The sequence below is a fragment of the Roseibium aggregatum genome (assembly GCF_014692675.1).
GTDB lineage: Bacteria > Pseudomonadota > Alphaproteobacteria > Rhizobiales > Stappiaceae > Roseibium > Roseibium aggregatum_C.
Genome location: NZ_JABFCZ010000020.1, coordinates 14,139 through 33,750 on the forward strand (window position 1 = coordinate 14,139; position 19,612 = coordinate 33,750).

Annotated in this window: 18 protein-coding genes; 11 read left to right on the forward strand and 7 right to left on the reverse strand. The window is 64.3% G+C overall.

Features of this window, described 5'->3' with window-relative positions:
* Positions 1-13 precede the first annotated feature (13 nt).
* The 11 genes from HK439_RS17650 to HK439_RS17700 are packed head-to-tail and all read left to right on the forward strand — an operon-like array spanning position 14 to position 11,764.
* On the forward strand, positions 14-886 hold the full coding sequence (locus HK439_RS17650; protein ID WP_190292837.1) for a branched-chain amino acid ABC transporter permease: 873 nt from the start codon (positions 14-16) through the stop codon (positions 884-886).
* Positions 887-890: 4 nt separating this feature from the next.
* Entirely contained in the window at positions 891-1,859 is a 969-nt protein-coding gene (locus HK439_RS17655; protein WP_190292838.1) for a branched-chain amino acid ABC transporter permease, read from the forward strand.
* Positions 1,852-2,613, forward strand: a complete 762-nt coding sequence (locus HK439_RS17660) for an ABC transporter ATP-binding protein (RefSeq protein ID WP_190292839.1) — start codon at positions 1,852-1,854, stop codon at positions 2,611-2,613. Before HK439_RS17655 ends, HK439_RS17660 begins: the two co-directional genes overlap by 8 nt.
* Entirely contained in the window at positions 2,606-3,310 is a 705-nt protein-coding gene (locus HK439_RS17665; protein ID WP_190292840.1) for an ABC transporter ATP-binding protein, read from the forward strand. Before HK439_RS17660 ends, HK439_RS17665 begins: the two co-directional genes overlap by 8 nt.
* Positions 3,310-4,596, forward strand: a complete 1,287-nt coding sequence (locus HK439_RS17670) for a 3-isopropylmalate dehydratase large subunit (RefSeq protein ID WP_190292841.1) — start codon at positions 3,310-3,312, stop codon at positions 4,594-4,596. The genes HK439_RS17665 and HK439_RS17670 overlap by 1 nt, the downstream gene beginning before the upstream one ends.
* Complete coding sequence (locus tag HK439_RS17675) at positions 4,593-5,099, forward strand: 3-isopropylmalate dehydratase (RefSeq protein WP_190292842.1); 507 nt, start codon at positions 4,593-4,595, stop codon at positions 5,097-5,099. The genes HK439_RS17670 and HK439_RS17675 overlap by 4 nt, the downstream gene beginning before the upstream one ends.
* Positions 5,096-5,962 (forward strand): isocitrate lyase/PEP mutase family protein, encoded by an 867-nt coding sequence (locus HK439_RS17680; RefSeq protein ID WP_190292843.1) that lies wholly within the window; start codon positions 5,096-5,098, stop codon positions 5,960-5,962. The genes HK439_RS17675 and HK439_RS17680 overlap by 4 nt, the downstream gene beginning before the upstream one ends.
* Positions 5,959-7,698, forward strand: coding sequence for a hydantoinase B/oxoprolinase family protein (locus HK439_RS17685; RefSeq protein WP_209011919.1), 1,740 nt, complete (start codon positions 5,959-5,961; stop codon positions 7,696-7,698). Before HK439_RS17680 ends, HK439_RS17685 begins: the two co-directional genes overlap by 4 nt.
* Positions 7,695-9,758, forward strand: coding sequence for a hydantoinase/oxoprolinase family protein (locus HK439_RS17690; RefSeq protein ID WP_190292845.1), 2,064 nt, complete (start codon positions 7,695-7,697; stop codon positions 9,756-9,758). Before HK439_RS17685 ends, HK439_RS17690 begins: the two co-directional genes overlap by 4 nt.
* Positions 9,751-10,365: a cysteine hydrolase family protein gene (locus tag HK439_RS17695; RefSeq protein ID WP_190292846.1), complete on the forward strand. Its 615-nt coding sequence runs from the start codon at positions 9,751-9,753 to the stop codon at positions 10,363-10,365. Before HK439_RS17690 ends, HK439_RS17695 begins: the two co-directional genes overlap by 8 nt.
* Position 10,366: 1 nt before the next feature.
* The gene (locus tag HK439_RS17700; RefSeq protein WP_190292847.1) at positions 10,367-11,764 is read left to right on the forward strand and encodes an FAD-dependent oxidoreductase; all 1,398 of its coding nucleotides are present in this window, start codon (positions 10,367-10,369) and stop codon (positions 11,762-11,764) included.
* A 76-nt stretch (positions 11,765-11,840) separates the two neighbouring features.
* Here HK439_RS17700 and HK439_RS17705 read toward each other — a convergent pair whose 3' ends face one another.
* From HK439_RS17705 to HK439_RS17735, 7 genes are all read right to left on the reverse strand, one after another.
* Entirely contained in the window at positions 11,841-13,157 is a 1,317-nt protein-coding gene (locus HK439_RS17705) for a TRAP transporter large permease (protein WP_190292848.1), read from the reverse strand.
* A gap of 64 nt (positions 13,158-13,221) precedes the next feature.
* Positions 13,222-13,752, reverse strand: coding sequence for a TRAP transporter small permease (locus HK439_RS17710; protein ID WP_190292849.1), 531 nt, complete (start codon positions 13,750-13,752; stop codon positions 13,222-13,224).
* Positions 13,749-14,783 (reverse strand): TRAP transporter substrate-binding protein, encoded by a 1,035-nt coding sequence (locus HK439_RS17715; RefSeq protein WP_190292850.1) that lies wholly within the window; start codon positions 14,781-14,783, stop codon positions 13,749-13,751. The genes HK439_RS17710 and HK439_RS17715 overlap by 4 nt, the downstream gene beginning before the upstream one ends.
* 171 nt (positions 14,784-14,954) lie before the next feature.
* Positions 14,955-16,481, reverse strand: coding sequence for a class I adenylate-forming enzyme family protein (locus HK439_RS17720; protein WP_190292851.1), 1,527 nt, complete (start codon positions 16,479-16,481; stop codon positions 14,955-14,957).
* Positions 16,481-17,737 carry an acyl-CoA dehydrogenase family protein gene (locus HK439_RS17725; protein WP_190292852.1) on the reverse strand — a complete coding sequence of 419 codons (1,257 nt, stop codon included), beginning with the start codon at positions 17,735-17,737 and terminating at the stop codon, positions 16,481-16,483. The genes HK439_RS17720 and HK439_RS17725 overlap by 1 nt, the downstream gene beginning before the upstream one ends.
* A gap of 12 nt (positions 17,738-17,749) precedes the next feature.
* A complete protein-coding gene (locus HK439_RS17730; RefSeq protein WP_190292853.1) occupies positions 17,750-18,529 on the reverse strand; it encodes an alpha/beta fold hydrolase in 780 nt (259 codons plus the stop codon).
* On the reverse strand, positions 18,526-19,572 hold the full coding sequence (locus HK439_RS17735; RefSeq protein WP_190292854.1) for a peptidase M29: 1,047 nt from the start codon (positions 19,570-19,572) through the stop codon (positions 18,526-18,528). The genes HK439_RS17730 and HK439_RS17735 overlap by 4 nt, the downstream gene beginning before the upstream one ends.
* Positions 19,573-19,612: the final 40 nt, after the last annotated feature.

A 19,612-nucleotide genomic window follows, 5' to 3' on the forward strand; every position in this document is an offset into this window, starting at 1 on the left:
TTCGAGCGGTCTTATGCCTGACCTGGCCATTCTCATACCGTCCGTGCTGAACGGCCTCACCACGGGCGCGCTTTACGCCCTGGTCGCCCTCGGCCTGACCCTGATCTACGGCGTCCTGCACATCATCAATTTCGCCCACGGCGCGCTCCTGATGATCGGGCTCTATGCGGTCTATTTCCTCAACGTTCAGTTCGGCGTCGACCCTTACGTCTCGCTGCTGATCGTGCCGCCCTTAATGTTCGCGCTCGGCTATGCCTTGCAGCGCGGGATCATCACCCGGGCCGGCCACGGCCGCGACGAGAACATCCTGCTCGTCACCCTCGGCCTTTCCATCGTGATCGAGAACCTGTCCCTGTTCGTCTTCAAGTCCGACACACGGGTGATCGACACCCCCTATTCCTTCGAGGTCGTCGAAATTCTCGGCGCTTTCCTGCCCCTGCCCAAGGTGATCGCCTTCGTCGGCGCCTTCGTCACCGCCGGCATCCTCTGGGTTCTGATGTCCAGGACCGATCTCGGCAAGGCGATCCGCGCGCTTGCCAAGGAGCGCAAGGGCGCCAAGCTGGTCGGCATCAACACCGAGCATGTCTACGCCATGAGCTTCGGCCTCGGCATTGCCTGTCTCGGCGTTGCCGCCTGCCTGCTTTTGCCGAGCTATTACGTCAGCCCCCAGGTCGGCCACGGCTTCGTGCTGATCGCCTTCACCATCGTCGTCCTCGGCGGCATGGGCTCCTTCGTCGGCGCCCTGATCGGCGGGCTGATCATCGGTGTCGTGGAAGCCCTCGGCGGCTTGTTCCTGGGCGAAAGCCTGGGCCAGATCGGCATCTTCGTGATCTTCATTCTCGTGTTGATCTTCCGGCCGACCGGCCTGCTCGGACACAAGGTGTAAGACGATGAGACAGCTTGTAATTCTTGGCATCGTCTTCGCCCTCATCGGTCTCGCCCCGTTCGTGATCGCTTCGGAGTTCTGGCTGAATCTCGTGATCATGACGCTTTATGCGGCCCTGCTCGGCCAGGCCTGGAACATTCTGGGCGGTTTCGGCGGCCAGTTCTCCTTCGGCCATGCCGCCTATTTCGGCACCGGCGCCTATACGGTCGCCGTGCTCCAGGTGCAGCTCGGCGTCAATCCGTGGCTCGGCCTCGTCGCCGGCGGGTTGATGGCCGTGGTCGTGGCGGCGGGCATCGGCTTTTCCACGTTTCGTTATGGCTTGCGCGGCTCCTATTTCGCGCTGGTGACCCTCGCCTTCGCCGAAGTGCTGCGCATTCTGTCGAACTCGGTGGATTTCACCGGCGCCGGGGTCGGCATCCTGATCCCCCTCGACCAGGGCGCGGCCAATTTCCAGTTCGTCTCCAAACAGGGCTTCTTCTGGGTGATCTGGCTGATGGCGCTTGCCGCCTTCACCGTCGTCTGGTGGCTCGGCAACTCCCGCTTCGGCGCGCAGCTGATGGCGGTGCGTGACAACGAGGATGCCGCCCGGGCGCTCGGCGTCAGCGCCTTCAGGGTGAAGATGGGCGCAATCATGCTTTCCGGCCTGTTCTCCGGTCTCGCCGGTGTGTTCTATGCGCAGTATTTCCTTTATCTCGACCCCTATATCGCCTACGGCCCGGCCATCTCGATCGAAAGCCTGCTGGTGCCGATCATCGGCGGCATGGGCACCCTGTTCGGCCCGCTGCTCGGCGCCGTCGGCCTTCACCTGATTTCGGAACTGACGCGGGAACTGATCGGCGACCTGCCGGGCATCAGCCTGGTTCTCTACGGCATTCTGCTGGTCATCATGGTGCTGTTCATGCCGCGCGGCCTTGCGGGGCTCGTCAACCGCCTGCGCCCGAAATCCGCCGCCACGGGAGCCCGCCATGCCTGAGGTTCCCATGCTTGAGATCCGCGGTCTCATGAAGTCCTTCGGCGGGGTGAAGGCGTCCAACAACGTCAGCCTGACCGTGCCGGAAGGCAGGATCACCTCGCTGATCGGCCCGAACGGCGCCGGCAAGACCACCCTGTTCGCTTTGATCACCGGCTTTCACAAACCGGACGCGGGCACGGTCAGCTTCCTCGGCGAGGACATCACCGGTCTCGCCCCCGAAGAAATCGCCCGCCGCGGCATGGTGCGCACCTTCCAGATCGTCCAGCCCTTCGCCGGCCAGACGGTACGCGAGAACATCGCCGTCGGCGCCCATCTGCGCATCCGCTCCCGCACCGAGGCGCTTGAAAAGGCGGAGGCCGTGGCGAAGCAGGTCGGTCTCGGCGACCGGCTCGACCAGGACGCCTCGTCTCTCACCGTTGCCGGCCGCAAGCGGCTGGAAGTCGCCCGCGCGCTTGCGACCGACCCGAAACTGATCCTGTTCGACGAGGTGCTCGCCGGTCTGAACCCGTCGGAAATCCGCGACGTCATTCCGGTGATCCGCGCCGTGCGCGAGGCCGGCGTGACCATTCTCCTGATCGAACACGTGATGCAGGCGGTGATGAGCCTTTCCGAATACACCTGGGTTCTGAACCAGGGCGAACTGATCGCCGAGGGCGCACCGGCCGACGTCGTCAGCGATCCGCTGGTGGTCGAGGCCTATCTCGGCAAGGGCATGGCCGAGCGCATGGCCCGGCGGGAGGCGCGCCATGCTTGAGGTCACGTCCCTGCGCAGCGGTTACGGCGCGGTCGAGGTCCTGCGCGGCATCGATCTGGATATCGAGGCCGGCGAGATCGTCGCCCTGCTCGGCTCCAACGGCGTCGGCAAGACGACCTTTTCCTCGGTTCTGTCCGGCCTGATCCGCCCATGGAGCGGCACCATCCGCTTCAAGGGCGAGGAGATCCAGGGCCTTTCCGAACAGGCGATCGTCGACCGCGGCCTGATCCATGTGCCGGAAGGCCGGCATGTGTTTCCGAACCTGAGCGTGCGCGAGAACCTGGAGCTCGGTTCCTACCGGCGCGGCCGGGCCAATCGGGCCCGCAACCTCGATCACGTGGTCGATATCTTCCCGAGGCTGAAGGAACGCTTCGCCCAGAAGGCGGGCACCCTGTCGGGCGGCGAGCAGCAGATGCTGGCGATCGGCCGCGGCATGATGGCCGAACCCGAACTCCTGATCCTCGACGAACCGTCCATCGGCCTGTCTCCGCTGCTGGTGGAAGAGATGTTCGACCTGATCCAGCGCCTGAACAGCGACGGCCTGACCATCCTCCTGGTGGAGCAGAACGTGCTCCAGTCCATGGAAATCGCCGCCCGTGCCTTCGTCATGGAAAACGGCGAGATCCGCCTCTCCGGCGTCGCCTCCGTGCTGATGGACGATCCCGAGCTGCAGCGCTCCTATCTGGGACTGGCGTGATGGCAACAACAGCAAAAACGACACTGGCACAGAAAATCATCGCACGGGCGGCGGGCCGGGACACGGTAACGCCGGGCGAAATCGTCACCGCAAAGGTGGATCTTGCCATGATCCACGACTCCGGCGGGCCGCGCCGGGTCGAGCCCATCCTTCAGGACCTGGGCGTCGGCCTGTGGGACACGGATAAGGTCGTGCTGATTTCCGACCATTTCGTTCCCGGCGACACGGACGAAGGCGCGCGCATTCTCGAACTCACCCGCCAGTGGGCGAAGGATCGCAAGGTCGCCTTCCATGACGGCGAAGGCATCTGCCATGTGGTCCTGCCCGAACGCGGTCACCTGAAGCCGGGCATGTTCGTCGTCGGCGGCGACAGCCATTCGCCGACCGGCGGGGCCTTCGGCGCCTATATGTTCGGCGTCGGCGCCACCGAAATGGCGGGCGTACTCGCCACCGGCGAAATCTGGATCAAGGTGCCCGGCACCATCCTGATCGAATGGAAAAACCGGTTGTCGGACGCCGTGACCGCCAAGGACATCATGCTGGCGCTCTGCGGCCGGCTCGGAATGGACGGCGGCCAATATCAGGCGGTGGAATATACCGGCGAGGCGATTGCCGCCCTTTCCATGCAGGAGCGCATGACACTCTCCAACATGGCCGCCGAACTCGGCGCCCAGGCGGGCCTGATCGCACCGGACGAAACCACTGCGGCCTATCTGTCCGGCGTCGGCGGCGATGCCGGCAATTGGCACGGCCTGCGCACCGACCCGGATGCCGACCTGCTCGCCCGTCACGTCTTCGACGCGGCAACGCTGGAGCCCCAGGTGGCAGCCCCCCACTCCCCGGCCAATTCGGCACCCGTGACCGAGGTCCCGGACACGAAAGTCGACGTCGCCTATATCGGCGCCTGCACCGGGGCCAAATACGAAGACCTGAAGCGGGCCGCCCGCATCCTGAAGAGCCGCAGGCTCGCCACGGAACTGATGGTCGCCCCCGCCTCGAAACGGGACCAGGACAGGGCCGAAGCCGACGGCATCATGAAGGTGTTCGAAGACGCAGGCGCTGAAATCCTGGCCAATGCCTGCGGCATCTGCGCCGGTTACGGCTCCAACCGCCTCGGCGAGGATGTCACCTGCATTTCCTCCACCGCGCGCAATTTCAAGGGCCGCATGGGTGCCGCCTCCTCCAGGGTCTGGCTCGGCTCGCCGCTGACCGTGGCCGCCTCCGCGGTCACCGGCCGGATCACCGACCCGCGCGAGTTCCTGAACGGCGGGGAGACTGAGGCATGAGCGGACGCGTCTTTCTCTTCGGCGACGACATCGACACCGACCAGCTCGCACCGGGCGTGTATATGGCCGGCGGCATCGAGATGCTTGCCGCCCATTGCCTGGAAGCCGCAAGGCCGGATTTCGCAAAGACCGTTCGTCCGGGCGACGTGGTGGTGGCTGGGAAAAACTTCGGCATGGGTTCGTCGCGCGAACAGGCCGCCGAAGCGCTGAAGCATCTGGGTGTTGCCGCCGTGATCGCCCGCTCCTTCGCCGGCATCTTCTATCGCAACGCCATCAACCTCGGCCTGCCGGTGCTGATCGCCGACGACCTCGACGGCATTGCCGACGGTGACGCCGCGGATCTCGACCTTGACGCCGGCGGACTGCGCCTGACGTCGAAAAACCAAACTGTGCAGCTGGAACCGCTGCCCGACAATCTGAAGCGGATGCTCGCCGACGGCGGGCTGGTGCCGCATCTGAAAAAACGCTTCGCAGCAGAGCGGAAAAGGGAGACAGGCCAATGAGCCTGAAACAAAGACTGGCCGAGCAGCGCATCCTGCTCGCACCGGGTGTCTATGACGCACTGACCGGCCTGATTGCCGAACAATCCGGGGCCGAGGCCGTCTATCTGTCCGGGGCCTCCATCGCCTATACCCGCTTCGGCAGCCCCGACATCGGCCTCGTTTCCATGAGCGAGGTCGCCGAGACCATCGCCAGCGTGCGCGACCGGATCGGCCTTCCCATCGTCGTCGACGCCGACAACGGCTTCGGCAATGCGCTCAACGTGCAGCGTACGGTCCGCACCTTCGAGCGCATGGGCGCCAATGCCCTGCAGCTGGAAGACCAGACCCTGCCCAAGCGATGCGGCCATCTCGACGGCAAGTCGCTGGTCTCCAGGGCCGAGATGGCCGGCAAGATCCGCGCCGCCTGCGATGCCCGCGTCTCCGAAGACACGCTCATCATCGGCCGCACCGACGCCATTGCCGTCGAAGGCTTCGAGGCCGCGCTCGACCGGGCCGAAGCCTATGTGGAGGCCGGTGCCGACATGCTGTTCATCGAGGCGCCGCAGTCGCTGGAACAGATGCAGGAGATCGTCTCCCGCTTCGCCGGCCGCGTGCCGCTGATGGCGAATATGGTCGAGGGCGGCAAGACGCCGATTGTCGATGCCGCCGGGCTCGAGGGCCTCGGCTTCAGCTTTGTCATTTTCCCCGGCGGGATCGTGCGCGCCATCGCCGCCACCGCCCGCGACTACTACGCCAATCTCATTGCCAACGGGTCGAACGAGGCCTTCCGCAGCCGCATGTTCGACTTTGCCGGGCTGAACGGCCTGATCGGCACCCCCGGCATCCTGGCCGAAGGCAAGAAATACGACGAGGAAGCCGACTGATGGCAATAGATCCGGTCACGCTCGCAATCCTGAAGGGCCGTCTGGAACAGATCGCCGACGAAATGGACGCGACCCTGTTCCGTTCCGCCTTCAACCCGATCATCGCCGAGGCTCATGACGCCTCCCACGGCATCTACGATGCGGTCACCGGAGAGACCCTGGTACAGGGCAAGTCCGGCCTGCCGATCTTCGTCGGAGTCATGGCCTTTGCCGTGAAGGCGGTGATCGACAAGGCCGCAAAGCAGGGCGGCATCAACGAGGGCGACGTCTGGATCTTCAACGATCCCTACGACGGCGGCACCCACCTGTCCGACTTCCGGCTGGTCAAGCCCGTGTTCCGCGACGGCAAGGTATTCTGCTTCCTTGCTTCCGTCGGCCACTGGCACGACGTCGGCGGCAACGTGCCGGGCAACTACAATCCGGCCGCGACCGAATGCTTCCAGGAAGGCATGCTGATCCCGCCGGTCAAGCTCTACGACAAAGGCGAGTTCCGCCAGGACGTGGTCGATATCCTGTCGGCCAATTCCCGCCTGCCGCTGTCGCTCTACGGCGATCTCAACGGCCAGATCAACGCCCTGGAACTGGGCGAGCGGCGCATGAACGCGCTGCTCGACGAATATACCGACGCGACCGTCGCCGACTGCCTGGTCGAGCTGAAGGCCCGCGCGGCGCAGATGATGCGCGCCCAGATTTCCGAACTGCCGTCCGGCACCGTTTCGGCCGAGGATTTCCTCGACAACGACGGCATCAACGACGAGCCGCTGAAGATCGCCCTCGACCTCACCATCGAGGGGGACCGCATGGTGCTCGACTTCACCCGTTCCTCGCCTGCCTGCGCCGGCCCGGTCAATATCTCCCGCTCCACCACGGTTGCCGCCTGCTACGTCGCCCTGAAGCATATTTTCGGCGATGTGCCGGCCAATGCCGGGGTGCTGGAGCCGGTCGAGTTCCGCATTGACGAGGATTCGCTCCTGTCGGTGAAGGCGCCGAAACCGGTCGGTGGCTATACCGAAACCATCCTGCGCCTGATCGACGTGGTCTTCGAGGCGGTCGCCCAGATCGCGCCGAAGGAGGCGATGGCCTGCGCCTACGGCACCATCAACGCCCTGTCGCTTGCCGGTCACCGCGCCAATGGACAGCGCTGGGTGATGTTCTCCTTCTTCGGCGGCGGCCATGGCGCCCATGCGGGCGGCGACGGCCTGAACCACGGCAATGCGCCGATCTCCACCGCGACCATTCCGCCTCTGGAAATCCTGGAAGCCGCCTACCCGGTCCGCTTTACCCAGTGGGCGCTCCGGCCCGATTCCGGCGGCGCGGGCGAATACCGCGGCGGTCTCGGGGCGATCTACGAGATCGAGCTCCTGGAACGTCAGGCCGACGTCTTCCTGTTCGGGGAGCGCGGCAAGTTTGCGCCGGCCGGCGTCGTCGGCGGCCATCAGGCAGCGACCAACCGCTTCCAGTTCGAACAGGCCGGCGGCTTCAAGGAGCCGCCCATGGTCTCCAAGATCGTCGGCGTCAGCATCGTGCGCGGCCAGAAGCTCCGGCTCGAAACCCCGGGTGGCGGCGGCTACGGCAACCCGCGCGACCGGGATCCGGAAAGCATCGCCCGCGACGTGCGTCTCGGGTTCGTCAGCCCGGACTGCGCGACGAATGAATACGGCGTCACGCTGACATCGGACGGCTCGGTCGACAGCGCCGCAACCAGTAACCTGCGTTCCACAGAGGCAGCAGAATGATCAAACCGGCTTACGTCATCGGGGTCGATGTCGGCGGAACCTTCACCGACGTGTTCATCCTGGACGAAGAAAACGGCACGGTGACCACCACCAAGGTGCCGTCCACCCGCGGCGACCAGTCGAAGGGCTTTGTCGAGGGCATCGGCCAGAAGGTCGCCGACTTCGGGCTGATCTCCACCGTGGTCCACGGCACGACCGTCGGCACCAACGCACTTCTGGAGCGCAAGGGCGCCCGCACCGGCATCATCACCACCGAAGGCTTCCGCGACGTTCTGGAAATGCGCCGCCGCGACCGGCCGACCACCTGGGGCCTGAAGGGAAGCTTCACGCCCGTTGTCGAACGTCCCGACCGGGTCGAGGTCGACGAACGGGTGCTTGCCGACGGTTCCGTTCTGCAGGCGGTGGACGAGGCCCAGGTCAAGGCGCAGGCCCAGGCGCTGGCCGATGCGGGCTGCGAGGCGGTCTGCGTGTTCTTCATCAACGGCTATGCCAACAACGACAACGAGCGCATCGCCGTCGACGCGGTCCGCTCGGTCTGGCCGAACGCCTATGTGACCGCGGCTACGGAAATCCTGCCCGAGATCCGCGAGTTCGAGCGCCTGTCGACGGCCACGCTCAACGCCTATCTGCAGCCTGTGGTCTCCTCCTATCTGGACCGGCTGGAAAAGGGTCTCGCTGACAAGGGTTTTGTCGGCGACATCCTGATCGTGCAGTCGAACGGCGGCGTCATGTCCATCGACACTGCCAAGCGTTATCCCGTCCGCACCGCGCTCTCCGGTCCGGCAGCCGGCGTGATCGCAGCCACGGAAATCGCCAGGGCGGCGGGTTTTGAGAACATCATCACCTGCGACATGGGCGGAACCTCCTTCGATGTGTCGCTGGTGGCCGAAAGCGAAGCCGCGCTGGCAGCCCAAACGGCGATCGACTTCGGCATGGTCGTGCGCACGCCGATGATCGAGATCACCACCATCGGCGCCGGCGGCGGCTCCATCGCCTCCGTCGACAAGTCCGGTCTTTTGCAGGTCGGTCCTGAATCCGCCGGGTCGGATCCCGGCCCGGTCTGTTACGGCCTCGGCAACGATCGGCCGACCGTGACCGACGCCAACGTCGTGCTCGGCCGCATCAACCCGGACCGGCCCATCGGCGGCAAGCTTGCTCGTCTCGACATCGAGGCCTCGCGCAAGGCGATCAAGTCCCATATCGCCGATCCGCTCGGCCTCGGCATCGAGGAAGCCGCGGAAGCGATCCTGAAACTCGCCAATGCCAAGATGGCCGGGGCCATCCGCCTCGTCTCCATCGAAAAGGGCCACGACCCGGCGAAATTCGCCGCCATGCCCTTTGGCGGCGGCGGCTCGCTGCATACCGGCGCGCTGATCAAGGATGTCGGCCTGGGTTCGGCCCTGGTGCCCCGCTTCCCGGGCGTGACGTCGGCGCTCGGCTGTGTCGTCGCCGATATGCGCCACGACCGGGTGCAGACCGTCAACCGCCTGCTCGACCAGATCGACGCCGCAGAGCTCGGCCGCGAGATGGAGGCTGTCGCAGACGAGACCGAGAAGCTGCTTGAAGGCGCAGGCGTCGCCTTTGCCGGCGTCGACCGGGTCTATGAATTCGACATGCTCTATCTGGGACAGACCCACACAGTCAGCGTGCCGGTGACCATCCCGTCCTCGGGTCTGACCACTGATGCGATCCGCGACGCCTTCGAAGTGGCCTACAAGGACGCCTACGGCCGCCTGCTGGAAGGCATTCCCATGCGGGTGATGAACTACCGCATCGCCGTCATCGGCCGCCGGCCGCAGCTGGACATGGCCGTATTCGCACCGACCGCCGGCAAGCCGGAACAGGACTGCCGGATCGGCAAGCGTTCCGTCTTCTGCGACGGCGCGTGGCACGAGGCCATCGTCTACGAACGGCTCGACCTGGAAATTGGCGCGGAGATCGAAGGCCCCGCCCTTCTGGAACAGTCGGACACGACCATCTTCGTCGATCCGGGCCTGCGCGGCCGCGTCGACGCCTATGGCAACCTGGTGATCGACCGCATGGAAGGTGCCGATGTCTGATCTCGCCCTTGACCCCGCCCGCACGGGCCTCGTCATCGTCGATCTGCAGAACGACTTCCTGCATCCGGACGGCGCCTATGCCCGCGGCGGCCAGAAGAACGCCGATATCGCAGCCCTTCCCGCCCGTGTCCTGCCGCTCTTCGAAGCCATGCGGGCCAAGGGCGGCTGGATCGTCTCCACCCATTTCACCCTGGTCCCCGGCAAAGGCGGCGAACCGTTCATCTCGCCGCATCTGAAGGAGCTGCGCCCGTTTCTGGCTAAGGGCGACTTTGCGCCCGGAAGCTGGGGCCATGCTTTGGTCGACGAACTGCAGCCGGCGGATCTCACGGTCGAAAAGGTCGCCTATTCCGCCTTCTACATGACCCGGCTGGAATGGGTGCTGCGCAAGGCGGGCATCGACACGCTGATCTTCTCAGGCATCGTCACCAACGGTGGTGTCGCCTCGACCGTGCGCGATGCCCATGTGCGCGACTTCAAGACCATGGTGCTCTCCGACGGCTGCGCGGCCTTCTCGCGCGAAACCCACGAACGGTCTATCGGCGATCTCGGCACCGTCTCGAAGATCATGACCTGCGCCGAGGCCCTGACGCTGATTTCGGGGCTCTGACATGACTGCCGGCGGCATCTCAAGGGAACCACCGTCGCGCATCGACGCGGAAGCCGAAGTCGTTATTATCGGCGCCAGCGCCTGCGGTCTGGTCGCAGCCCTTCGGGCGAAAGGCGCCGGATCCGATGTCCTCGTCCTTGAACGCGACGCCTCCCCGTCCGGCTCGACCTCCATGTCCTCCGGTTTCGTGCCCGCACCCGCTACCCGGTTCCAGCGCGCCATCGGCGTAGCAGATGACAGCCCGGCGCTGTTCGAAACCGACCTTCTCGCCAAGTCCAAGGGCAAGTCCGACAAGCACCTTGCCCGGCTCGCCAGCCGCACCATCGGCCCGGCCCTGGAATGGCTCGCCGACGCGCACGGCCTCGACTGGATCGTGCTCGACGACTTCCTTTATCCCGGCCATTCCCGCCACCGCATGCATGCGGTTCCGGAAAAAACCGGTGCTGCCCTGCTCGCCCGCCTGCTGGCCGCGGCGGAACAGGCGGACATCCCAGTGGCGACCGACGCACCGGTGACAAGGCTCTATGCGGACACGGACAACCGCATCACCGCCGTCGAAATCTCGCGCCCCGACGGGCAGACCGAGATCCTGGGCTGCAAGGCGCTGATCCTTGCCTGCAACGGCTATGGCGGCAACCGGGAGCTGGTCGCCCGGCACATCCCGGAAATCGCCGGGGGCATGTACTACGGCCACGAGGGCAACAAGGGCGATGCACTCCTGTGGGGCGAAGCGCTCGGCGCGGAGCTGAAGCATCTTTCAGGCTATCAGGGCCACGGCTCGCTTGCCCATCCGCACGGCATCCTGATCTCCTGGGCGCTGATGATGGAAGGCGGCATCCAGGTGAACACGGAAGGCCGTCGCTTTTCCAACGAGCACGGCGGCTATTCCGAACAGGCCGTCCATGTGCTCGGCCAGTCGGACGGCATCGCCTGGGACATCTACGATGCCCGCATCCACGCATTTGCATTGGGTTTCCCGGACTACGTGGAAGCGGTCAAGGCCGGCGCGATCCGCGAAGCTTCGGATGTCGCGGACCTAGCAAAGGTGACCGGACTGCCGGAGGCCGTACTCGCGGAAACGCTGTGCGATATTGCCGGGTATCAGGCCGGGAGGGCGCAGGATCCGTTCGGCCGGGACTTTACCGGCAAGCCCGGCCTTGCCCCGCCCTATTACGCGGTCAGGGTGACCGGCGCCCTGTTCCATACCCAGGGCGGTCTGATGATCGACGACGAGGCCCGCGTTCTCGACCGTGCAGGAAATCCGTTCCCGAACCTTTTCGCCGGCGGCGGAGCGGCCTGCGGCGTTTCCGGACCGGACGTCTCCGGCTATCTCTCCGGCAACGGCCTGCTCACCGCCATCGCTTTCGGTTATCTCGCAGGCAGCTTCTGCCGCGCCTGAACCGGACTGAATAAAGAAAAAGGCGAAGCCGTTTCCGCGGCTTCGCCTTGTTTCGTTTATCGCTGCCTGAGCCTCGCTAACGCCCCATCAGGGATGGCAGCAGATAGGTGATCGAGGGCACCAGGATCAAGAGGGTCAGCCGGATGATATCCGCGACCCAGAACGGACCGACGCCCTTGAAGATCGTGCCTGTCTTCACGTCCGGCAGCACGCCGCGCAGCACGAAGACGTTGAGGCCGACCGGAGGCGTGATCAGGCTGATTTCCGTGACCACCACCACAACGATCCCGAACCAGATCAGCACCATCTGCGGCGGCACGCCCGGGAAGACCAGTTCCGAGATCAGCGGATAGAAGACCGGCACGGTCAAGAGGATCATGGACAGGCTTTCCAGGATGCAGCCGAGCACCAGGTAGACGGCCATGATCAGCAGCATCACGCCGAACGGCGGCAGGTTGGACTGGGCCACCCAGTCGGTCAGGATGCTCGGCAGGTCGGCGTAGTTGATGAAGTTGGAAAAGATCAGGGCGCCGATCAGCACGCTGAAGATCATCGCCGTGGAGCGCACACTCTGCAGCAGCACGTCGAACAGGACCGGCCACGTCAGCTTCCGCCGCGCCAGGGCGAACAAGAACGCGCCGGAGGCGCCGATGCCGGCGGCTTCCGTCGGCGTGAAGATGCCGCCGTAGATCCCGCCCATCACCAAGAGGAAGAGCAGCATCACGCCCCAGACGCCGCGCAGCGCCCTGAAGCGTTCGTTCCAGGGCATACGTTCGCCGGGAGGCCCGGCTTCCGGCTTGAGCCAGATCGTCGCCCGCACGGCACCCAGATAGAACAGGATACCGAGCATGCCCGGCAGGATGCCTGCCATGAACAGCTGGCCGATGTCCTGCTCGGTCATGATACCGTAGAGAACGAGAATGACGCTCGGCGGGATCAGGATGCCGAGCGTGCCGCCGGCGGCAATCGAACCGGCCGCAAGGCTGTCGGAATAGCCATACTTGCGCATGGACGGCATGGAGACCTTCGCCATGGTCGCGGCCGTGGCAAGGCTCGAGCCGCAAACCGCGCTGAAGCCGCCGCAGGCAACCACGGTTGCCATGGCCAGCCCGCCCTTGCGGTGACCGAGAAAGGCATTGGCCGCCATGTAGAGTTCATCTGAAAGGCCGGCCCGGGTCACGAAGTTGCCCATCAGGATGAACAGGGGCACCACGGACAGGTCATAGGCAAGGCCCGTCTCGTAGGTCACCGACGAGATCATGGCCAGGGCCGCGTTCCAGTTGACCAGATAGGCAAAACCGACCGTCCCCACCAGGCCCATGGCGAAGGCGATGGGCAGGCGCAAGAGGATCAGGACAAGGAGAACGGCAAAGCCGACGAGCGATTCCTGCACGGGGGTACCTTGTTCGTTGAAGTGTTTGTTTCAGACCGCATCGGCCATCAACGGCCGGCTGCCGTCAATTCGTGCCAGAAGCCTGGACTTTGCGCGCGCCGAAGATCTGTTGAAATGCCAGAACCACAAGCACCAGACAGGTGAGAGCGGCGGTTGCGCACATGAAGAAAGTCACCGGATAGACCGGAATATGGAGAACCGCGGTTTCGTCGCCGTAGTCCAGCTGTTCCAGCGCCTTGAACCACATCTCGCGGCTCAGAACACCGGTCATGAACGCGCAAACGAGACTGATCACGCCTTCGCGAAAACGCTCCAGTGTCGGGGACACGCTGAATTCGATCAGATCGACGGTAATATGCTCGCCGCCAATCGTCACCAACGGCAGGCCGGCAAAGATAAGCGTCGCCAGCATGAGTTCGGTCATCTCGAAGCCGCCGGGAACCGGCGCACTGAAGATGTAGCGTCCCCAGACGTCGACGAAGGTGAGAACCATCATTGAAAACAGAAGCAAAGCGGCCAGGACACTCAGAGCCCGGGTCGTCCAGAGGACGACCCGGTCAGCTGCCTTACCGCGATGGGCGGAAGCTGTTGTCACTGTTCGGCTTCCACCTTGGCGATTTCAGCCCGCAGGTCGGCCATGACCTTGGCACCGTCGAGACCCTTTTCCGTGACCTCGGCAATCCAGGCCGCCTCGATCGGGTCGGTCTTGGCCTTGATCGCGGCAACGAAATCGTCGGAAGCGGTGGTGATTTCCACGCCATCGGCTTCCATCGTGGCGACGCCGGCCTTATCGGCATCATCCCAGCCCTTGCCGGCGATGCGGGCGAAGTTCTCGCCGGACACCTTCATGATCGCGTCCTGGTCTTCCTTGGACAGCTTGTTGAAGGAAGCCGGGTTCATCACCAGGAAGAAGCTGGTGTTGTACAGGCCGCCGGGAACGAATGTCGCGTAACGGACCAGCTTGCTCAGCTTGAACGAGGCGATGGATTCCTTCGGGAAGAACACGCCGTCGGCAACGCCGTTGGACATCAGTTCGTAGGACTTGGAAGCCGGCTTCAGCAGGCTGGTCACGCCGAGTGCCTGGGTGACGTCGTTGACGACACCGCCGCCGACGCGGATCTTCAGACCGTCGAGGTCGGACAGCTGGTTGACCGGACGCACGGCGTTGAACATTTCGCCCGGACCGTGGGTAAACACGCCCAGGACAACCGTGCCCTTATGCTCGTCGAACTTTTCCAGGTACTTCTTGTAGATGCGCCAGTAGGCCACCGAAGAGGCCGTTGCGCTGTCGCCCAGGAACGGCATTTCCACCGCCTTGGTCATCAGGAAGCGGCCCGGCTGGTAACCGTGCACGCCGTAGCTGATGTCGGCCAGGCCGTCCTTGGCGATGTCGAAGTGTGCCGGGGGCTTGCCCATGGCTTTCGGCAGGATCTTGATCTTGACGTTGCCGTTGGTCGCTTTTTCCACTTCGGCGATCCACGGCTCGATCATGTGCTCGACGATCGGGTGTTTCGGCGGCAGCCAGGACGACAGCGTCAGGGTCGTCTCGGCACTCGCGGCACCGGAAAGGCTCATCGCTCCCAGAGCGACCGCACCCAGCGCCAGATATTTCAACTTAGCAAACATTCAACCTCCTCCTGCCGTTTGTTCGGCATCGTTGGGATTTAAAACCCGATTTTCGTCGGACTTCCAGATCTGCGCCCCGCAAGCCAAATCCTGTCAGACAAACCTCCTCGTTCCCAGATAAACTAAGTGCCTTTTGGTTTCATTTGCAACCTTTTTTGCGGGATACTTGGCTTATTTAACAAGGTAACTATCGTTAACGTGCGTCCGGAGAGCGAATTTCTGGATCTTGCCCATGACATTCGTCGGCATGGCATCGATGAACACCACATCCTTGGGATGTTTGAACCTTGCCAACACACCGTTAAAGCGATCGAGAATGGTCTGCTTGTCGATGCTTGCCCCCTCGGTGCGCACCACCACGGCGACCGGAACCTGGCCCCATTTTTCGTCGTCGCGGCCGACGACGGCCGCCTGTTTTACTTCCGCCATCCCGTTCAGAACCACCTCCAGCTCGGCCGGGTAGATGTTCTCGCCCCCGGAGATCACCACGTCCTTCTTGCGGTCGTTGATGAAGTAATAGCCGTTTTCCTCACGGTAGCCGATATCGCCGGTGAAAAACCAGCCGTCGCGCAGGGATTGTTCCGTCGCCGCCTCGTTGCCCCAGTATTCGTACATCACGCTGGGTCCGCGAACGAGGATCTCCCCGGACGTGCCCGCCGGCACATCTCTCCCGGCCTCATCCACAACGCGGATTTCGCAATGAAGGGCCGGCTTGCCGGTCGAACCGACAGTCTCAAACGCGTCCTCTGCCCTCTGGTAGATCGCAATCGGACAGGTTTCCGTGGAACCGTACACCTGCAGGACCGGGATGCCGCGCGCATGGATCGCCTCGATCAGCGGCACGGGCACGTAGGAAGAGCCGGTACTCACCGACCGAAGGCTTGAAATATCCGCCTCCGGCCACTCGGGCAGGGAAAGAACCGCGTCAATGGTGGCCGGAACCAGGACGATCAGGCTCGGCCGCCTGGAGACGATGTCCGACAGGACCGCGCGCGGATCGAACTTCCGGTGCAGCGTCACCGTGGCGCCGGCATAAAGCGCCGGTGTGGTCTGGATGTTGAGCCCGCCCACATGGAACATCGGCAGGGCCGTCAGAACGTGGTCCGCCGCCGTCAGCCCGTGCATGTGCAGGCTGTTCAGCGCGTTCCACTGCACGGCTTCCTGGGTCAGCACCGCGCCCTTTGGATGGCCGGTGGTGCCCGACGTATAGACGAGCAGCAGCGGCGTCTTCAGATCCACATGGGGGTTGCGGTCGTCGCCTTCAGCCGTTGCCAGGGCCACTGCCAGCGGTTGCCATCCCTCTCCCTCGAAGCCACAGGAGACGAAGTCGCAATCGGGCAGCTCAGCCCGCATGCTTTTCGCATGCTCCCGAAATTCCGCCTCGCAGAACAGCGCCTTGGCATGGGCATCCTTCAGGATGAACACATGCTCGGGCGCCGCCAGCCGCCAGTTGAGCGGGATGAACAGCGCGCCGAGCCGGGCGCAGGCGAACATCAGCGCCAGGAACTCCGGACTGTTGAGCCCGAGATAGGCCACCCGGTCGCCACGGCCGATGCCGTAGACGCCCTTGAGCGCCCGGGCATGGCCATGGATCATCGCGGCGAAGTCGCCGTAGCTGATGGCACGGCCCTCATAGTGGAGGGCCGTCTTGTCCGGCGTGAAATCGGCGTGCCGGTCAATCCAGGCGGAAAGCTCCATCAGTCGTCGCTCTCACCCTTTTCGTAAAGCGCCTCGCGGCCGATACGGTCGACGCACAGTTCCGCCGTCCAGGGCAGCATCAGCGAACCGCAGCGGCTGTCGCGGTAAAGCCGTTCCAGCGGCAGGCTCTTCAGCATGGACTGGCCGCCGCAGGTGCGGATGGCAAGCTGGCACAGTTCGTTGGCGTTTTCCATCACCGTGTGCTGCGCCGCATAGGCCCGAAGCACCTGTTCCTTGGTCGGGTTGGGGCGGGCTTCGCTGATCACCTGGAACCACAGCGCCTTGGTCATTTCCAGCATGATGCGCATGTCGGCGACCGCGTGCTGCTTGGTCGGGTACATGCGCCGCTTGACCGGCGGCATGCCCGGGATCTCGCCGCGCAGATACTGCACGGTGAAATCGTAGGCCGCCTGGGCGATCCCCATGTAGGTCGGCGTCAGGGTCATGAACATGTGCGGCCAGGAGGTCGCCGCCTCGAAATAGACGCCCTTGGGCATCAGCGAGGCATCGTCCGGAACGAACACGTCCTTGAACAGCAGGTTGCGCGAGACCGTGCCGCGCATGCCGAGCGGGTCCCAGTCGCCGTAGACCTCAACACCTTCCGCATTCGCCGGCACAGCCACATACATGGTGTCCTTGCGGCTCAGCTTTTCCTTCTTCTCCGTGCACAGCACGCCATAATAGTCGGCTGAGCCGGAGAGCGAGGCAAAGATCTTCTTGCCGTTGATCAGCCAGCCGCCGTCGACGCGGGTCGCCGTGGTGCCGAACGGCTGGAAGCCGGCCGCCGCAGCTCCGCCCTCGGAGAACGGTTGCGCATAGATCTTGCCTTCCTTGACGATGCGCTCGTAATGCACCGCCCGGTTCTTTTCATGCTCGGCGCGCTGCTCGTCGGTCATGGTCAGGTCGTCGGCCAGTGGCCCGGTCCACAGGCACGAGCACACATGCATGTTCCAGGTCAGCGACGTGGTGCCGCAGAACCGGCCGATTTCGGCGGCCGTCATCATGTAGGTCTTGTAGTCGGCGCCGAAGCCGCCGTGTTCTTCCGGGACACAGATGCCGAGCAGGCCGACCTCGTGCATGTCCTTGTAGTTTTCCATCGGGAAGATCGCTTCCCGGTCCCACTTGTCGGCGCGCGGTGCGAATTTCTCTTCGCCGATCTTGCGCGCAAGGGCGGTCAGCTTCTTCTGCTTGTCGGTCAGCCGGAAGGCCTCGGGGTCGAAAATCGGAGCGTAACGCTCGTTATCGGATACGGACATATCCAGCTCTCCTCAGACTAGATCCAAAAACTCTTCAACGGCGGCATCGAAACGCGCCGGGCATTCCATGTTGGCCAGATGTCCCGCGCCCTCGAGGCAGACATACCGGGCGCTGGGAATACGGGCGGCCATGCGCTCCATCATCGGCGCCGGCGCGTTGGTGTCCTTTTCGCCTGCCAGCAGCAGGGTCGGCACGGCGATCTGCTTGAGCGTGTCGCGCCGGTCGAAGGTCACCAGGCACTGCATGGTCGCGCGGTAGGTTTCGTTCGGCACCCGCGACATGCACTGGCGGGCAAGCGCCACTCCGTCCGGGTCGGCATCGTCACCGATCAGTTCGGGCACCACCTCGGCGGCCACATCCGCCATGGTCTTGCCCTGATCGAGCGGACCGAGACGGGCGGCCACGAATTTCTTCTGGAAATCCCCGTCCGGACTGCCGAAGGCAGGGCTGGTGGCCGACAGCACGAGACGGCGCACGCGGTCGGGATGAGCGGCGATGAATTCCTGCGCCACCATGCCGCCGATGGAATGGCCGACGATATCCGCCTTTTCCAGGCCGAGATGGTCCATCAGGCGCTGAAGCGCATCGGCCAGGCCTGAGAAGGTCGTGGTTTCAAGCAGCTTCGAACCGCCGTAGCCCGGCATGTCCCAGGCAATGGCGCGCCGGGTCTGACCGAAATGGTCGAGCTGGAACTTCCAGCTTGCCGCGCCGCCGCCGACGCCGTGCAGAAAGATCACCGGATCGCCGCTTCCCGCTTCTTCCCAGGTGATGGGAAAGTCCGCCGCGCTCACGCCAGCTCTCCAAGCAGCTTGCCGTCCTCGATCACCATCTTGCCGTCGAGCGCGATATCGCAATGGCCGACGGGCAGATCGAAATGGCCGAGCGTGTAGCGCTTGGCAAATTCGTTGGCGCCGGTGGAATAGAGGAAGTTGCCTGCATAGGCACGCACTTCCGTGCCGTTGGTCTCGCGCTGGTCATACATGGTAAGCGCCTCGTAGCGCGCGCCCGGGTTCATGCCCCAGCCGACATGGGACGTAGCATAGGCGTTCTTGTCGCCCCAGGCGGCAAAGTAGCGGCGCAGCAGCTCCGCATCGGTGCCCCTGCCCTCGATATCGACCACGAAATCGTTTTCAAGCGTCAGCTTGACCGGATCCTGCAGATAGCGCTTGAAGGTGAGATTGATGTCGCCGGCGTCCAGCACCAGCGTGCCGTTGACCGTGCCCGCTCCGGGGAAACTGACCACCACGCCGCCCGGCCAGTGGGCGACGGTGCCCGGACGGTCACAATAGCCCCAGACACCGGCGGTCGGCGCATCGCGCAGGTCGACCTTCAGGTCGGTGCCGGCTTTCGAGAGGACCGTCATGTGTTCCGCCGCGCGCAGCATCTTGACCGCGGCCTTGACCTTCGGCGTCAGCGCCGGATCCGGCAGCAGCCGTTCCAGCGCGTCCGGATGTTCGTTGCTGATCATGAACAGGCGCGCGCCGTCGGAGATGATCTCCGGCAGTTCCGGCGCATGCAGCATGCCTTCCACGGTCAGATCGACGACCATGGAGCTCGCCTTGAGCGCCTTGATCACCGGACCAAGGCCGCGCACACTGTCGCTGGCGCCGGTGGAGCGGACCGGAACCGGGCTGCGCTGCGGCGGGGTCGGCAGAACCACATGGAACGGCCGCGCGCCGAGGCGTAAAAGCGCCAGTTCGGTCAGATGAACGTTGAGATCGCGAGACTGGGTTTCCGACAGGATCGCCACTTCCTCGCCTTCGGCGACCTTGCAGAATTCAAGCGCCTTGGTGAAAGTGTCGATCCACTTGCCTTCAATACGATCCGAAAGCATCGTTCCTCCCTGCCGTCGCCCGTTGCACAATGGGCGTCAC

Coding starts and splice junctions, on each gene's coding strand:
- HK439_RS17650 (WP_190292837.1), top strand. CDS start 14: ATGCCTGACCTGGCCATTCTCATACCGTCCGTGCTGAACGGCCTCACC.
- HK439_RS17655 (WP_190292838.1), top strand. CDS start 891: ATGAGACAGCTTGTAATTCTTGGCATCGTCTTCGCCCTCATCGGTCTC.
- HK439_RS17660 (WP_190292839.1), top strand. CDS start 1,852: ATGCCTGAGGTTCCCATGCTTGAGATCCGCGGTCTCATGAAGTCCTTC.
- HK439_RS17665 (WP_190292840.1), top strand. CDS start 2,606: ATGCTTGAGGTCACGTCCCTGCGCAGCGGTTACGGCGCGGTCGAGGTC.
- HK439_RS17670 (WP_190292841.1), top strand. CDS start 3,310: ATGGCAACAACAGCAAAAACGACACTGGCACAGAAAATCATCGCACGG.
- HK439_RS17675 (WP_190292842.1), top strand. CDS start 4,593: ATGAGCGGACGCGTCTTTCTCTTCGGCGACGACATCGACACCGACCAG.
- HK439_RS17680 (WP_190292843.1), top strand. CDS start 5,096: ATGAGCCTGAAACAAAGACTGGCCGAGCAGCGCATCCTGCTCGCACCG.
- HK439_RS17690 (WP_190292845.1), top strand. CDS start 7,695: ATGATCAAACCGGCTTACGTCATCGGGGTCGATGTCGGCGGAACCTTC.
- HK439_RS17695 (WP_190292846.1), top strand. CDS start 9,751: ATGTCTGATCTCGCCCTTGACCCCGCCCGCACGGGCCTCGTCATCGTC.
- HK439_RS17700 (WP_190292847.1), top strand. CDS start 10,367: ATGACTGCCGGCGGCATCTCAAGGGAACCACCGTCGCGCATCGACGCG.
- HK439_RS17715 (WP_190292850.1), bottom strand. CDS start 14,783: ATGTTTGCTAAGTTGAAATATCTGGCGCTGGGTGCGGTCGCTCTGGGA.
- HK439_RS17720 (WP_190292851.1), bottom strand. CDS start 16,481: ATGGAGCTTTCCGCCTGGATTGACCGGCACGCCGATTTCACGCCGGAC.
- HK439_RS17725 (WP_190292852.1), bottom strand. CDS start 17,737: ATGTCCGTATCCGATAACGAGCGTTACGCTCCGATTTTCGACCCCGAG.
- HK439_RS17735 (WP_190292854.1), bottom strand. CDS start 19,572: ATGCTTTCGGATCGTATTGAAGGCAAGTGGATCGACACTTTCACCAAG.